The following is a 13,747-nucleotide window of genomic DNA, read 5'->3' as shown; positions in this document are numbered from 1 at the left end:
TTAAAAATGGGCGGATAAAGTGACATCGGAAATATTTGGATATGCCCCAGATGGGCAGGCGGTTCATCGTTTGACCATCGCCAATGGCCCGCTTGAGGCAAAAGTAATCACATGGGGCGCAGCCATTCAGGATTTGCGTCTGGAAAGCCATGAAGCACCGCTTGTCATTGGCTATCGTGATTTTAATGACTATCCCGCGCATTCACCGCATTTGGGTGCTATTGCCGGCCGCTTTTCAAACAGGATACGCAACGCTCGTTTTGAGCTTGATGGTACTACCTACGACGTCGAGCCAAACTTTGAGGGCATTCACAATCTTCATGGCGGCAGCCAAGGGCTTGGAAACCGGGTTTGGGATATTGTGGAAGCAGGTGCGGACTTTGTCACCCTCAAGATACTGTCCAAGGACGGTGAAATGGGTTTCCCCGGAAACCTGAACGTTAGTTGTACCTATACGCTGAAGAATGATGGTACGCTGGTCGTTCATCTCGAGGCTGTAACGGACAAGGCGACCCCTTGCAGCCTGCTGCATCATAGCTATTTCAATCTCGACGATGGCGGCGAGGGCGATATTCTCGACCATCAGCTCAAAATTGAAGCCGAAGCCTATATGCCAGTCGATGAAGCGCTGATTCCTGATGGTCGCATTTTGCCTGTCAAAGACACAGCTTATGATTTCCGTGATTTTCGGCCAATCCGCTATGATGAAAACGGCAAACAGCTCGAATACGATAGCAATTTATGCCTGACAGCCGCGCGTGGCCCATTGCGTCCTTGTGCATCCGTAAAGGGAGCGCGTTCGGGTATTCGTCTGGATATATCGACGACTGAACCCGGTGTTCAGTTTTATGCCGGTAACACGATGGCCAATGATTGCATTGGGCTGACGGGGAAGCCTTATGGCAAACATGCCGGTTTCTGCCTTGAGCCGCAGCTTTGGCCGGGATCGCTGGAATATTCCTATGTTCCGCAATCCATTCTACGTCCGGGCGAAGTTTACGCCCAGACAAGTCACTTTACCTTCACAAAAGATTAAGCCTTAAGAATAGGCGGCGCGTGCGGTTTCCATCGGAGCCAGCGCGCCGCGAATTTCGACCACGCGGGCAGCAACGGCATGCGCCTTTTGCGCTGCTTCAACAGGCGACAAACCTTTGAGGCGTGCCGCGAGATAGCCGCCATTAAAGCTATCACCTGCACCTGTTGTATCAACGGGATTGGCTTTCACAGAAGGCACGAGGCTTTGTTGGCCGTCCGCGATAACTAACGCTGGTTCAGTGCCGTCTTTCACAACGATTTCTTTGACGCCTAGTCCGATCAGCCGCTCAGCGCAGGCTTGGGCTGTTTCGTCGCCAAACAATGCCTGTTCATCCGGAAAAGTAGGCAAAGCTATATCGGCGATCTGCATGGCTTCACTGATGATCTTTTTGGCAACTTCGCGATCAGGCCAAAGCTGATGGCGGAAATTCGGATCAAACGCGATGAGTGCGCCATTTCCACGGCATTCGCGCAGAACCTCGAACAGCGTTTCGCGATGTTCAGGAAACACGATCCCCACCGAGATACCGGAAAAGTAAATCATATCACGGCCAGAAAGACTGGCTCTCAGCGCGTCTCTATCACTTGCAAGCCGCTTCGCTGCCGCATCGCTGCGCCAATAGGTGAATGAGCGTTCTGCACCATTGAGTGTAATGGCATAAAGTCCCGGATGCACGCCTTTGATAACCGGACTATGTGCTGTGCCAATACCATTGGTATCAAGAAATGCGCGTTGTTTCTGCGAAAAGTCGTCTTCGCCAAATGCGCTGACATAATCGACTGGAAATGACGGATCGGTCAGTGCACGCATATACCAGGCGGTATTCAGCGTGTCGCCCGCGTACCCCATGCGCCATTGATCGCTATCGCCTCCTGATAGTTCGATCATGCATTCACCAATCGACGCGAAACCACCCATTATTATCTCCTCATAGCTATTGGGGCATACGCCTATACGAATTTCCTCTGATGTAAAATCCTGATTTAGCCAGCCTTTATCGACTTGCCACATTCCTCGTGTAACGATCCCGGCAAAAGAGGAATCACTATGCGTTACGCGATTTATTTCACGCCGCCTTCGGGCGATGCGCTTTTGAAAGTTGCTGCAAATTGGTTGGGGCGCAGTGCGTTTAGTGGCGAGGCTGTGAAACTTCCGGCGATTCGCACTCTTGCAGCAGAAGATATCGCTGCACTCACGGAAGAACCGCGCCGTTACGGCTTTCATGGAACTTTGAAAGCACCATTCAGGCTTGATGATGGGTTTCAGGAAAGCGATCTGCTTTCTGCGCTTATGTATTTTGCGTCTTCGACCGCCCCGTTCGCTATTCCGCGCCTGAAAGTGCAGGGCATTGGTCCGTTCTTCGCGCTTGTTCCTGAAGAGCCCGTGGCTGAGCTCAACCAACTGGCGAATGACGTTGTTGTATCATTTGACCGTTTTCGTGCGCCCTTGCGTGATGCAGAAATCGCAAAGCGCCGCCCAGAACGATTGAGCGACGCACAGCGGCAAAATCTGGATCGCTGGGGTTACCCTTATGTATTCGAAGAGTTTCGGTTTCATATGACATTGACCGGCCCTGTTGATGAAAAACAGCGCCCACAGGTTGAACGTACACTGGATGAGTTTTTTGCACCGGTTCTTGATGAGCCAGTCGAGGTTGCCAATCTGGCGCTTTTTGTGGAACGCGAAAAAGGTGCGCCATTCGAGATTCATTCGCTTCATCCCATGACAGGGGGTGATAAGGTGCCCAAACGGTCCTCAAGGGCTGTGGGGAGGCCATAAGGAATGACGACTGAACTCATTTTAAAAAATGCCAATATTATTCTGCCCGATGAGGTGATTAACGGAACGGTAAAAATCATCGATGGTATGATCGCTGATATTTCATCTGGCACATCTGTTTCCGGCAAGGATATGGAAGGCGATTATCTGACGCCGGGTCTGGTAGAGCTACACACCGATCATCTTGAAGGCCACTATGCGCCGCGCCCAAAGGTGCGCTGGAACCCGATTGCGGCGGTGCAGGCGCATGATGCGCAGATTGCAGCATCTGGCATTACAACCGTGTTTGATGCATTGCGTATTGGGTTTGACGAGGAAGCTGCTACCGGCGTTGAAGATATGCGCAAGCTTTCCTCTGCCATCGCAGAAGGCCGTGAAGCCGGACGACTGCGCGCCGATCATTATCTGCATTTGCGCTGCGAGGTTTCGGCACCTGATTGCCTGAGTGCTTTTGAGCGCTTTGGTGTGCACCCGTTGGTCAAACTTGTATCACTGATGGACCATGCACCCGGTCAGCGCCAATTTACCGATATTGAGACCTATAAGCTTTATTACATGAGCAAGCTTAGGGTCTCGGAAGAAGAGTTCATTCGCTATTGTGAAAAGCGTATGGGCCAGTCTCAGCAGCATTCTTCCTCGAACCGGATTGCGATCTCTGATGCCTGCAATGCACGCGGAATTGTGCTTGCTAGCCATGATGATGCAACAGCAGACCAGGTCGCAGAAGCCAAAACGCAGGGCATTCGCGTTGCCGAATTTCCGACCACGCATTTAGCTGCGAAAACTTCAAAAGATTCCGGCATGTCAGTTCTGATGGGAGCACCCAATGTTGTGCGCGGTGGCTCGCACTCCGGCAATGTTTCTGCGCGTGAATTGGCCGAGGCCGGTCATCTCGATATTATTTCGTCGGATTATATCCCGGCAAGCATGATGCAGGCGGCATTCTTCATGGCTGATGTGATGGATGAAATCACATTGCCGCAGGCAATGCGGTTTGTGTCCGCCAATCCAGCAAAAGCTGTTGGTTTTGATGATCGCGGCGAGATCGCAATTGGCAAACGTGGTGATCTTGTGCGCGTACAGATTGCCGAGCATGTGCCGATCATCCGCACGGTCTGGCGCGAAGGGCGGCGCGTGATTTAACACGCGCCTTTCATATTCGTATTAAATTGAAGCGTCGGTCAGCGACAGGATACCTGTTTCGGCATCGACCGACAGTTTCAGTTCTTTATAGCTATTGATGCTCTTATGAGCGGTTTCTGGCGAATGCGGATGTGTTGCAGTCACCACGACGACATGCGCGCCAGCCGTTTCACCTGCAACAATACCGGCAGGCGCATCTTCAAAAACCAGACAATTATGCGGATCAAAACCAAGCCGCTTTGCACCAAGCTGGAAACATTCAGGGCTTGGCTTTCCGCGCTCCACGTCTTCCGCTGAAACAATGACCTTTGGCAGCGCAATGCCGGCGGCCGCAAGGCGACGAAGCGCCAATTCGATGGGGGCGGAAGTGACAATGGCCCAACGGTCTTCTGGCAACGATTTGAGGAAATCAATTGCACCTTCAATGGCTTCAATTCCGTCCAGATCGGCCATTTCTGCATCAAGCAGGATCTTGGCTTCTGTATCGGGGTCGAGATGCGGCAGACCAAGCCTGCGCACCGTATCCACTGCACGCACACCATGAATGGTTGGCACAAATGTCACCGGATCAATACCGTGGCGAGTGGCCCATTGTCCCCAGACGCGTTCGGTCGCTGCAATCGAGCTTAGAACAGTGCCGTCCATATCGAATAGAAAGGCATCGAACGACTTATTGAAGGGGGACAGGTCGGTCAAAATATGGTCCTCAAGTTTTGGTATTAAGAATCGCGTATCATGATCTTAATTCGTAATAGGCGCGGAAGTCACACTATTCGATGATTTGATCGCCTTCGCGGCCCAAAAACTTGATCATTTGTATTGTTTGTGGCTTTTTGCGCCACTTACAGCACGGCCTTCAATCTTAAGCTTTCATGCTCAGATGAATCGCATTCTCAGGATAATTGTTTAAATGACTGATATAAAAAATAAAAAGAGCAATTATCCCGACCATCGGTTCTCCGTAGCGCCGATGTTGGATTGGTCTGATAGACATTGTAGATATTTTCACAGGCTGTTTTCAAAGCGTGCTCTTCTCTACACCGAGATGGTTGTGGCGGATGCTGCGATCCACGGCCCACGTGAGCGGTTGATGGGGTTTGACGCAGCAGAGCACCCGATTGCGCTTCAGCTTGGCGGCTCCGATCCCGTTAAATTGCAGGAAGCTGCACGGATCGGCGCAGGCTTTGGCTATGATGAAATTAATCTCAATGTTGGTTGCCCGTCTGATCGTGTGCAGTCGGGAACCTTCGGCGCTTGCCTCATGCAGACGCCCGATGTGGTTGCCCGCTGTGTGGCTGCAATGAAAGAGGCTGTTTCTGTGCCAGTCACTGTCAAATGCCGGATTGGCGTTGATGATCAGGACCCGGAAGTGGCACTCGATGCGGTTGCCGATCAGGTTCTTAACGCTGGAGCGGACGCGCTTTGGGTCCATGCCCGCAAAGCATGGTTGAAAGGTCTTTCGCCCAAGGAAAATCGTGATATTCCGCCGCTTGATTATGATCGTGTTTATCGTTTGAAGCAGCGTCTGCCGGAGGCATTTATCGGCATAAATGGTGGCATTGCTACGCTTGAAGAGGCCGTTGCGCATCTTGATCATACAGATGGCGTTATGTTGGGCCGCGTCGCCTATCACAATCCGGCAATTTTAGCCGATGTCGATCATCTGATCTATGGCGAAGACGAAAAGCATGTCGATTTGGCTGAGATTATTGAGGCAATGTGCGAATATGTAGACAGGCATATTGCCGATGGTGGCAAGCTTTCGCATATCAGCCGCCATATGATTGGTTTGTTCACGGGGCAACCCGGCGCACGTCGCTGGCGTCAGATGCTCTCGACGGATGCATCAAAGCCCGATGCGAATAGTGATTTGCTGCGTCAGGCATATGCGTCCGTCATGGAAGCCAGCGCTGAAGCGGCCTGATCAGTCCATCATAATTAACTGATCGCCGCGCACGCTGAAACCGCCCAGTGTTTGCAAGAAGTTCATACCAAGCAAACTGCCGGTCATAAGACCTTCCTGCGTAACCATGGCGCGGATATTGTGCCGTTCTATGTCGCCGATCTGCAAGCTCGCGATGGTGATGCTTGCTGCCGTTGCCCTGCCATTGGCCGTGCTGATTGGGACATTATAGGCCAGCGACGATGTGTCGATGCCCGCACGTTCCGCATCTTCCTTCGAAAGTACGACCGAAGATGCACCCGTATCGACAAGGAAATGCACGCGCGCGCCGTTGACGCGACCGTTAACGTCGAAATGGCCATTTGCAGATTTTGCAAGCGTGACCGTCAGCGAACCATCTGTTGCGCGGCCCGAAATCGGACTGCCGGGAATAAGGCCAGCCGTGATACGGCTTCCTACGTCCTGAAGCTCATAGCGATATTGATAGGCCGCAACGAGCGCTAGTATAATAACTGCCCAGACGGCCATGTTCCGGGCGAAATCGCTAAGCTTGATGCCAGAGCCGAGAATGCCAGCTGCCAGCACGACACCCCATATGCCCATATAGGCTGCCTGACCAAAGGCGTCATTGGCCATTCCAAGCGTTGTGCCGCTGTCATCGTTTGCCATCAGCAGCAAAATAACAACTGCAATGGCTGCAATTACGACCCAGAACAAACGCCCCATCAGTTTTCTCTCTTTTCCAGTCTTTCATGCCGCTGAGCTAAAAGCGCCATGACTGCGCGCCGTTCATCGCTGTCCATCATGGACCAACCGGCAATTTCATCAAGCGTCCGCGCGCAGCCCAGACAAAACCCTGTTTGGCTGTCTATCACGCACACCAGAATGCATGGCGATTCGATTGCTGCCGCGTTCATGAAATCAATGTGGTTGCATCAAAGCGCACTGACAAGGCCAAGCAGGACAGTGAGCGCACAAATCTGTTGTGCCGCTCCCAGCGTATCTCCGGTCTGTCCGCCAATTTTGGCTATGCAGAGCCTTGCAAAACTAAAGACTAAGACAATGCTGAAAAGCAGTGCTTTTACGAAGCCTGCAAATCCCGCCACTGGAATGCTGGTGATCGTCAGAATGCCAAGACCAAGCAAACAGCCGCAGACAAGCGTTTCCCAGCTAGGCTGTCCCAGATTATCGGCAAGCCCACCGGGACGCGCTGATGGAAGACCATACCAGAGAGCGAGCATAGCCGCACGGCTTGCAGATTCCGCACCAATGAGCGCAAGAGCGGCGTAACAAGGGCCAACTCTCTCGATAAGTGTTGCGAGAAGTGCCGCTTTAAGGCCTGTCCAGATGATGAGTATTAGCGCCGCAAAGGTGCCAATACGTGAGTCCTTCATAATTTCGAGACGACGTTGGGGTTTTGAGGCCCCGAAAAAACCGTCTGCGCTGTCGCCAAGGCCATCTTCGTGGAGTGCGCCTGTCATCGCTGCGAGTGCACCAATAGCAATCAGGCTTGAAACAAGTGCGGGCAGGTTCAGATAATCGGATATAAGCAGCGCAATGCCTGCAAGTAACCCAAGCACCGCACCGGCTAACGGAAAAGCGCGCACACTTGTTTTTAGCGAATCGCCCGAGCCCTCAAGCCATGCAGCACGCAACGGCAAACGGCTTAGAAACCCCAGAGAACGGATTGTGTCTCCAATGAAGCTATTTCGCTGCAAGTGCTTGCTCCGCTTTAAGAACGACATGGCATGGGAAGGAATATTTGCAGCCAATAAGCCTTGGCGCAAAGAGGTGATTTGAAAAAATGCGTAAGTGCTTATAGGACGAGCAAAATAGTTTTGCATCCTCCATTGATTGATTGGACCAGACGATATGAGTGCCAGTGGCCTTCCTTTTGACGATTTTCGTGAACTCATCCGCAATCTGCCGGGACCAGATCTTGGTGCGGAAGCGGCTGTGCGTGCGCGGGAAGCGACACTGACAAAGCCAGCAGGCTCACTCGGACAGCTTGAAGAAATCGTCGCATGGCTGGCTGCATGGACTGGAAAATCCATTCCGCAGATCAATCGTCCGCTGGTCGCAGTCTTTGCAGGCAATCATGGTGTGACGGAAAAAAACATCACGCCATTCCCTTCAAGTGTCACGGCGCAGATGGTTGAGAACTTTGCCGCCGGTGGCGCTGCGATTAATCAGCTCTGCATTGCGCATGATCTGGGCCTCAAGGTTTTCGATCTGGCGCTCGAACACCCAACGGGTGACATCACCGAAGAAGCAGCGATGGACGAGCGCACCTGTGCGGCCACCATGGCCTTCGGCATGGAAGGTATTGCCGGCGGTACAGATCTTCTTTGCATCGGCGAAATGGGCATCGGCAACACAACGATTGCCGCAGCCATTGCTATGGGCCTGTTTGGTGGTTCGGCTGAAGACTGGGTTGGACCGGGTACTGGCTCAACGGGAGAATTGTTGCATCGCAAGCTCGCGGCTGTTCGTGCGGCGGTCAACCTGCATCAGGATCACCTCAGAGACCCGTTGGAAGTTTTGCGTCGCCTTGGCGGACGTGAATTGGCTGCAATGGCTGGCGCGATCCTTGCGGCGCGCATGGAAAAAATTCCAGTTATCGTTGATGGCTTCGTCGCAAGTGCTGCCGCCGCTGTGCTTTATGCGGCTAATCCGACATCGCTCGATCATTGCTTGTTCGGTCATGTTTCGGCTGAGCCGGGTCATCGTTTGCTGCTTGAAAAAATGGGCAAGAAGCCACTTCTCGATCTTGGGATGCGTCTTGGAGAGGGAACGGGTGCGGCACTTGCTGCTGGTATCGTCAAGGCGGCTGCGCTTTGCCACAGTGGAATGGCAACATTTGAACAAGCAGGCGTTACAAGTACCGTGAAATAAAAATAAAAAAGCCCGGATATAGCGCATCCCGAAAAGTGTGAAACGGTTTTCGGACAAGATGCGCGCCGAAAAAGTCCGGGCTTTTTTTATGGTAATGCGTATTAATTGTTCTCTTTGTCGAGCACCATGTAGTCGAGCGGTAGCTCGGTTGTGTACTTAATCTGCTCCATAGCAAACGATGAAGACACATCGCGAATTTCGATCTTGCTAATCAGGCGCTTATAGAACGCATCATAAGCACCAATGTCAGGCACCGCCACGCGCAGCAGATAATCGACATCGCCGCTCATGCGGTAAAACTCGATGACCTCTGGAAACTCCTGGACAACTTCTGAAAAACGCTTGAGCCATTCATTGCTGTGCGAACTGGTGCGAACTGAAACAAATACCGTTACCCGCGCATTGATACGCACAGGATCGAGGATAGCGACACGGCGTTTGATAACGCCGTCTTCCTCAAGTTTCTGGATGCGGCGCCAGCAAGGGGTTGTGGATAGGCCAACCTTCTTTGCGACATCGGCTACCGCCAGTGTTGCGTCTTCCTGCAATAAGCGCAGTATTTTTCTGTCTAGCCTGTCCATGCGATTTTTATCCCGATATTAGAAACTGTTTCCCGAACCCAATGGATGCGTGAAACTTAATACCTTATCGTTTGCCTTGGTATGAATTTACAGGAAAAATATTCTGTTGAGAATGGTTGTTCTAAAAATTATTTTCTGGAGCCAATCAGTTTGCGTATTTTTTGCTGCAAAGCAGGCACGACGTCTGCGTCAAACCATGGATTGCGTTTGAGCCAGCCGCTGTTGCGCCACGATGGATGCGGCAAGGGCAAAATGGTTCGACCATCAGCGTTTGGCGTTTCCATAAAACTGCGCCAATTCTCAACCGTTTCGGTCAGGCTCGTCTTGCGCCATTCAGGAAGATGGTAAGCAAGCGAATATTGCCCGACGACCAGAATGAATTCGAGTTGAGGCATGGATGCAAAAACGCGATCATGCCATGTGGGACGGCACTCACGACGTGGTGGAAGGTCGCCACCATGTTTGTCATAGCCGGGAAAGCAAAAGCCCATCGGCACAATCGCAAAAAGTGACGGATCGTAAAACTCTTCGCGGGTTGTGCCGAGCCATTGCCGCAGGCGATCACCGGACGGATCGTTAAAGGGCAGGGAGCTGTTATGCACGCGAATGCCAGGCGCCTGTCCGCAGATCGCGATGCGTGCCGTATTGGAAATAATACAGACCGGATTGGGTTCGTGCGGTAAAGGTGGCAGATATTGGGGCGTGTCACGACAAATGCGGCACGCCTGGATCGAGTGTCTGAGCTCGTCCAGATTTTCCATTCTTCCTGTAATGCTCCAGATCAGATTGCATTTAGCAGTTTAACGACTTGGCCTTTGATATAATGAATCATGTCGCTGATTACATCGGATGATCGTGTTTCATGGCCGGTTGCAGCATCGGCATTTGGTTGCTGATGGTCTTTGCGCCACTGATATGGCACTTCGAAGCTGCCAGCCCATATGCCGCGCTTCTCGCGACGCGCAGTGGCCTCTTCGCTACGATAGTCCCCATAAGCAACTGCCCAGCCTTGTTCCACCATCCATTGGTTGAGATCAGTCTCGCCCAGATAACACCGCCCTAGGTCGCGGCCATATTTGTCGATGCCGGAAATTTCACACCGAATCGACTGACCATTGATTCTGTTGCGCAGTGCATTTCGTGCATCTCTGCCGCAAAGATAGTCACGTCCTGCGATCTGACAGTTTTGCGCTACTTCCGGGGCATCTATTCCAAGCAGGCGGATATGGACCTTGTCGAGAATGACCGTGTCGCCATCAATCACATAGACACTGCCCGTTAGCGATCCTGCCCGCTGGCGGTTATCAGGCAGTGATACAATAATCGCGATGAGTACAAAAAAGATAAAGAAAGTTAAGAGGATACTGCTTAAAGCTCCACGGCTTTTCCGCCTTCGCGACTGATGCCGACGAGTGTAATCGCGTCGTTTATTACTCATTCAGGATGCCCCCAGCACAGGTAAACATCATATCTCAGTATAGAGCTTTTCAAAATCTCTGGTTTTTGAATGAAAAGTCTTCAGCAATTTATTGGGATCAATAACAGGTGGTTTTGTGATGATTCAGCAACAGTCTTTATTATTGCTTTAGGCTAGAAGGAGGGAGGCACATTTTGCCCATTTCCCGCCACAAAGGGGCGTCACCGCTAGGGAAAGGCGAAAGCTATTAACAGAATTGGAACGCTTTGGTTCCCTCAGGACAGGAAAAAATGAAGAAGGACGCATTGTTTCACAACGATCCGTTTTCGGAAGGTGGAAAAGCCGTTCGATCTTTGTTTTTTCGTTCTAATGAAGAACGAGCTTTTTTCCGCCAAAATCGGGTCTCAGTGTTGACGAAAATTCAATGCACTCTGTTACTTATGTCATTAACTTCTAATCAGTGTGAAAGACCAGCGTTGTGATGCGTATCCGCAGTTTTTCATATCCCCTTATCGCTGCAGCACTTGGCTTGGCCATTGTCTGCAACAGCGCTTCGGCTTTTGATTTAAACGATGACTCTGAGAAATCGCGTAGCCCGTTTGAACTCTTCAAGTTTGGTTTTTCTGCCTATAAAAGCGGTCACAAGGACGAGGCGATCAAGGCGCTGCGTTACGCTGCCGATCGTGGTCATCAGGGCGCGAAGTGGAAACTCGCCCGTATGTACGCCGATGGCGACGGCGTGGCAGAGAATGATTACGAAGCCTATCAAATTTTTGAAAAGATCGTTCGTGATGGTGCAGAGCCAGGTTCAGAAAATGAGCCTTATGTTGCCGATGCGCTGGTCGCACTCGCTGGTTATGTGAAGCGTGGCATTCCGGGCTCTCCGGTCAATGCCAATCCTAAGTTCGCTCGTAATCTCTATGTGCAGGCTGCATCGAATTTCGGCGATCCGGCAGCTCAGTTTGAACTCGGCAAAATGTTGCTTGACGGTGAGGGCGGAGAGCCCAATCCAATGCAGGCCGCACGCTGGTTCCAGCTTTCTGCCAAGAAGGGCAATGCAAGCGCGCAAGCCATGCTCGGCAATATGTTGTTTCAGGCTGGCAAGACCGTGCGTGGCTTAGCTATGCTGACCGCAGCTTTTGAGCGTTGTCCAACAGAAGACTGCACCTGGATACGCGATATGCAGGAACAGGCTTTCTCTATTGCTGGTGAAGCGGACCGCCGTAATGCAGTGGCGCTCTCCAGCAATCTGACCACCAAGGGCGATTTTTGATAATTAAAATCCGCCCATGATCGGACGGATATAAATTAGACGGATAGTGTCACCGTTACAGGCACATGGTCTGACGGTTTTTCCCACGCTCTCACGTGTTTTTCGATATCAGTAGAAACGAAATGGTTAGCCGCTTCCGGCGACAGCATCATATGATCGATGCGAATGCCATTGTTTTTCTGCCATGCACCGGCCTGATAATCCCAGAACGTGTAAACGCCTTCATCGTCCGTTGCAGCTCTGACTGCTTCGGTGAAGCCCAGATTTTCCAGGCGACGAAACGCCTGACGTGATTGCGGCTGAAACAGTGCATCCCCCAGCCATTGCTGCGGGTTTTTCGCGTCATAGGGTTCAGGAATGACATTATAGTCGCCTGCAAGCACAAGCGGCTCTTCCAGCTCAAGTCTGCTCTTGGCCCATGCTTCAAGGCGCTGCATCCAAGAAAGCTTATACGGAAACTTTTCCGTATCAATCGGGTTGCCGTTTGGCAGATAGAGCGACACGACACGCAGAACGCCCTTATCGGTCGAGAAAACGGCCTCGATGAAACGAGCCTGTTCGTCGCTATCATCGCCGGGAAGACCACGAATGACTTCATCAGGTGATTTTTTGGAAAGAATCGCAACGCCGTTAAAGCCTTTTTGCCCGTGCGTTTCGACGTGATAGCCGAGCGCTTCGAGTTCCAGCCGTGGGAACATATCGTCCACCGACTTAATTTCCTGAAGGCAAGCGATGTCAGGCGATGATTCCTTCAGCCAATGCTGGAGGTTTTCAATACGCGCTTTGACGCCGTTAATATTCCATGTCGCGATTTTCATGCTGAAATGATTAGGCGGAAGATGGGGCGAGGGCAAGCGCTGCACGCATTCCATCACAGAATTTGCAGCTATTCGCATAAATGCTTGGTCAGCTATTTGTATTGGCGCATTTGCGTTCCTATCTCCATAAAATCGTAGCCAAACAGGAGATTTGTATGTTCGACGCCAAAAAGCTTCTCGATCAGTTTCTGGGATCGCAGATACCGGGTATGTCAGGAAGCGTTCGCGACAAGGCAGGGCAGGCCACCGATCTCGCAAAGAAAAATCCATTGGCTACTGGCGCAATTGCTGCGGCAATCTTTGGCACCAAAACGGGACGCAAACTTGCCGGCAACGTCGCGACCGCAGGCGGTTTAGCTGCAATCGCTGGTCTCGGTTATCTCGCGTATAAGAACTACAAGTCTGGCCAGCAGCCACAAACTGCTCCGCAACCAGCGGCAGCCGAGCCTGAACTGCTCCCTCCGCCACCAGCGGATTCGCCGTTTCATCTGCAATCACCATCAATGAGCAATAGTTTTGCGCTGACACTTATTCAGGCGATGATTGCGGCTGCAAAGGCTGATGGTCACATCGATGCGGCTGAACGCGCACTGATTATGGAGAAAGTGCAAATTTCAGGCCTCGATAACGAGGCAGAAGCGTTCTTTGAGAAAGAACTGGCAGACCCAATTGATATTGATGCGCTGGTCGCAGCTGCACAGACGGAAGAACAGAAGGTCGAACTTTACACGGCTTCGCGCTTAACTATCGATCCGGATAGCCGTGCAGAACGCGGTTATCTCGATATGTTGGCAGGTCGTCTTGGTTTGCCGGATGCGCTGGTCGATCATATTGATGCGACCGTTTCATCCGTGAAAGCCTGATAAAACGAAACCGGCTGTGCCAAAGCACTTCCAGCAAAA

General features: G+C 51.7%; 16 protein-coding genes. 7 read left to right on the top strand and 9 right to left on the bottom strand.

What is annotated here, in order from left to right:
• Nucleotides 1-19 precede the first annotated feature (19 nt).
• Entirely contained in the window at nucleotides 20-1,036 is a 1,017-nt protein-coding gene (locus ACOZHT_RS00790) for an aldose epimerase family protein (RefSeq protein ID WP_339508449.1), read from the top strand.
• Between the two features lie 3 nt (nucleotides 1,037-1,039).
• Here the strand turns inward: ACOZHT_RS00790 and ACOZHT_RS00785 are convergent, their stop codons facing one another.
• Entirely contained in the window at nucleotides 1,040-1,954 is a 915-nt protein-coding gene (locus ACOZHT_RS00785; protein ID WP_339508451.1) for a sugar kinase, read from the bottom strand.
• Between the two features lie 129 nt (nucleotides 1,955-2,083).
• Between ACOZHT_RS00785 and ACOZHT_RS00780 the strand changes: the two genes are divergently transcribed.
• Both ACOZHT_RS00780 and ACOZHT_RS00775 read left to right on the top strand, forming a co-directional pair.
• A complete protein-coding gene (locus ACOZHT_RS00780; protein WP_339508453.1) occupies nucleotides 2,084-2,815 on the top strand; it encodes a DUF1045 domain-containing protein in 732 nt (243 codons plus the stop codon).
• 3 nt (nucleotides 2,816-2,818) lie between these two features.
• Nucleotides 2,819-3,958 carry an alpha-D-ribose 1-methylphosphonate 5-triphosphate diphosphatase gene (locus tag ACOZHT_RS00775; RefSeq protein ID WP_339508454.1) on the top strand — a complete coding sequence of 380 codons (1,140 nt, stop codon included), beginning with the start codon at nucleotides 2,819-2,821 and terminating at the stop codon, nucleotides 3,956-3,958.
• Nucleotides 3,959-3,979: 21 nt separating this feature from the next.
• Here ACOZHT_RS00775 and ACOZHT_RS00770 read toward each other — a convergent pair whose 3' ends face one another.
• Nucleotides 3,980-4,654: an HAD family hydrolase gene (locus tag ACOZHT_RS00770; RefSeq protein WP_339508456.1), complete on the bottom strand. Its 675-nt coding sequence runs from the start codon at nucleotides 4,652-4,654 to the stop codon at nucleotides 3,980-3,982.
• 214 nt (nucleotides 4,655-4,868) lie between these two features.
• Between ACOZHT_RS00770 and dusA the strand changes: the two genes are divergently transcribed.
• Nucleotides 4,869-5,882 (top strand): tRNA dihydrouridine(20/20a) synthase DusA, encoded by a 1,014-nt coding sequence (gene dusA / locus ACOZHT_RS00765; RefSeq protein ID WP_339508458.1) that lies wholly within the window; start codon nucleotides 4,869-4,871, stop codon nucleotides 5,880-5,882.
• Here the strand turns inward: dusA and ACOZHT_RS00760 are convergent, their stop codons facing one another.
• The 3 genes from ACOZHT_RS00760 to ACOZHT_RS00750 are packed head-to-tail and all read right to left on the bottom strand — an operon-like array spanning nucleotide 5,883 to nucleotide 7,579.
• Nucleotides 5,883-6,587 carry a TIGR02281 family clan AA aspartic protease gene (locus ACOZHT_RS00760; RefSeq protein WP_339508460.1) on the bottom strand — a complete coding sequence of 235 codons (705 nt, stop codon included), beginning with the start codon at nucleotides 6,585-6,587 and terminating at the stop codon, nucleotides 5,883-5,885. It abuts the gene before it with no gap.
• Entirely contained in the window at nucleotides 6,587-6,778 is a 192-nt protein-coding gene (locus ACOZHT_RS00755) for a DUF1289 domain-containing protein (protein WP_339508461.1), read from the bottom strand. The genes ACOZHT_RS00760 and ACOZHT_RS00755 overlap by 1 nt, the downstream gene beginning before the upstream one ends.
• A gap of 18 nt (nucleotides 6,779-6,796) precedes the next feature.
• Nucleotides 6,797-7,579 carry an adenosylcobinamide-GDP ribazoletransferase gene (locus tag ACOZHT_RS00750; protein ID WP_339508463.1) on the bottom strand — a complete coding sequence of 261 codons (783 nt, stop codon included), beginning with the start codon at nucleotides 7,577-7,579 and terminating at the stop codon, nucleotides 6,797-6,799.
• 154 nt (nucleotides 7,580-7,733) lie between these two features.
• Here ACOZHT_RS00750 and cobT point away from each other — a divergent pair, with 154 nt between their 5' ends.
• Nucleotides 7,734-8,756 (top strand): nicotinate-nucleotide--dimethylbenzimidazole phosphoribosyltransferase, encoded by a 1,023-nt coding sequence (gene cobT / locus ACOZHT_RS00745; RefSeq protein WP_339508464.1) that lies wholly within the window; start codon nucleotides 7,734-7,736, stop codon nucleotides 8,754-8,756.
• Between the two features lie 101 nt (nucleotides 8,757-8,857).
• Here the strand turns inward: cobT and ACOZHT_RS00740 are convergent, their stop codons facing one another.
• The 3 genes from ACOZHT_RS00740 to ACOZHT_RS00730 all read right to left on the bottom strand — a co-directional run bounded on the left by ACOZHT_RS00740 (nucleotide 8,858) and on the right by ACOZHT_RS00730 (nucleotide 10,775).
• Nucleotides 8,858-9,337, bottom strand: a complete 480-nt coding sequence (locus ACOZHT_RS00740) for an Lrp/AsnC family transcriptional regulator (RefSeq protein ID WP_339508465.1) — start codon at nucleotides 9,335-9,337, stop codon at nucleotides 8,858-8,860.
• Nucleotides 9,338-9,465: 128 nt separating this feature from the next.
• Entirely contained in the window at nucleotides 9,466-10,098 is a 633-nt protein-coding gene (locus tag ACOZHT_RS00735; protein WP_339508466.1) for a uracil-DNA glycosylase family protein, read from the bottom strand.
• 20 nt (nucleotides 10,099-10,118) lie between these two features.
• Complete coding sequence (locus ACOZHT_RS00730) at nucleotides 10,119-10,775, bottom strand: thermonuclease family protein (RefSeq protein ID WP_421565256.1); 657 nt, start codon at nucleotides 10,773-10,775, stop codon at nucleotides 10,119-10,121.
• A gap of 460 nt (nucleotides 10,776-11,235) precedes the next feature.
• Between ACOZHT_RS00730 and ACOZHT_RS00725 the strand changes: the two genes are divergently transcribed.
• Nucleotides 11,236-12,027, top strand: coding sequence for a tetratricopeptide repeat protein (locus ACOZHT_RS00725; RefSeq protein WP_250039714.1), 792 nt, complete (start codon nucleotides 11,236-11,238; stop codon nucleotides 12,025-12,027).
• Between the two features lie 35 nt (nucleotides 12,028-12,062).
• Here ACOZHT_RS00725 and xth read toward each other — a convergent pair whose 3' ends face one another.
• Nucleotides 12,063-12,845: an exodeoxyribonuclease III gene (gene xth, locus ACOZHT_RS00720; RefSeq protein WP_339508468.1), complete on the bottom strand. Its 783-nt coding sequence runs from the start codon at nucleotides 12,843-12,845 to the stop codon at nucleotides 12,063-12,065.
• Between the two features lie 155 nt (nucleotides 12,846-13,000).
• Here xth and ACOZHT_RS00715 point away from each other — a divergent pair, with 155 nt between their 5' ends.
• A complete protein-coding gene (locus ACOZHT_RS00715; protein ID WP_421565255.1) occupies nucleotides 13,001-13,708 on the top strand; it encodes a tellurite resistance TerB family protein in 708 nt (235 codons plus the stop codon).
• Nucleotides 13,709-13,747: the final 39 nt, after the last annotated feature.

Source organism: Ochrobactrum sp. EDr1-4 (assembly GCF_049199085.1).
Taxonomy (GTDB): domain Bacteria; phylum Pseudomonadota; class Alphaproteobacteria; order Rhizobiales; family Rhizobiaceae; genus Brucella.
Note: the sequence above shows the minus strand (reverse complement) of the source record. Positions and strands in the feature narration are given on the sequence as shown.

Coding starts and splice junctions, on each gene's coding strand:
- ACOZHT_RS00715 (WP_421565255.1), top strand. CDS start 13,001: ATGTTCGACGCCAAAAAGCTTCTCGATCAGTTTCTGGGATCGCAGATA.
- ACOZHT_RS00730 (WP_421565256.1), bottom strand. CDS start 10,775: ATGAGTAATAAACGACGCGATTACACTCGTCGGCATCAGTCGCGAAGG.
- xth (WP_339508468.1), bottom strand. CDS start 12,845: ATGAAAATCGCGACATGGAATATTAACGGCGTCAAAGCGCGTATTGAA.
- ACOZHT_RS00780 (WP_339508453.1), top strand. CDS start 2,084: ATGCGTTACGCGATTTATTTCACGCCGCCTTCGGGCGATGCGCTTTTG.
- ACOZHT_RS00725 (WP_250039714.1), top strand. CDS start 11,236: ATGCGTATCCGCAGTTTTTCATATCCCCTTATCGCTGCAGCACTTGGC.
- ACOZHT_RS00735 (WP_339508466.1), bottom strand. CDS start 10,098: ATGGAAAATCTGGACGAGCTCAGACACTCGATCCAGGCGTGCCGCATT.
- ACOZHT_RS00785 (WP_339508451.1), bottom strand. CDS start 1,954: ATGGGTGGTTTCGCGTCGATTGGTGAATGCATGATCGAACTATCAGGA.
- ACOZHT_RS00740 (WP_339508465.1), bottom strand. CDS start 9,337: ATGGACAGGCTAGACAGAAAAATACTGCGCTTATTGCAGGAAGACGCA.
- dusA (WP_339508458.1), top strand. CDS start 4,869: ATGACTGATATAAAAAATAAAAAGAGCAATTATCCCGACCATCGGTTC.
- ACOZHT_RS00755 (WP_339508461.1), bottom strand. CDS start 6,778: ATGAACGCGGCAGCAATCGAATCGCCATGCATTCTGGTGTGCGTGATA.
- cobT (WP_339508464.1), top strand. CDS start 7,734: ATGAGTGCCAGTGGCCTTCCTTTTGACGATTTTCGTGAACTCATCCGC.
- ACOZHT_RS00760 (WP_339508460.1), bottom strand. CDS start 6,587: ATGGGGCGTTTGTTCTGGGTCGTAATTGCAGCCATTGCAGTTGTTATT.
- ACOZHT_RS00775 (WP_339508454.1), top strand. CDS start 2,819: ATGACGACTGAACTCATTTTAAAAAATGCCAATATTATTCTGCCCGAT.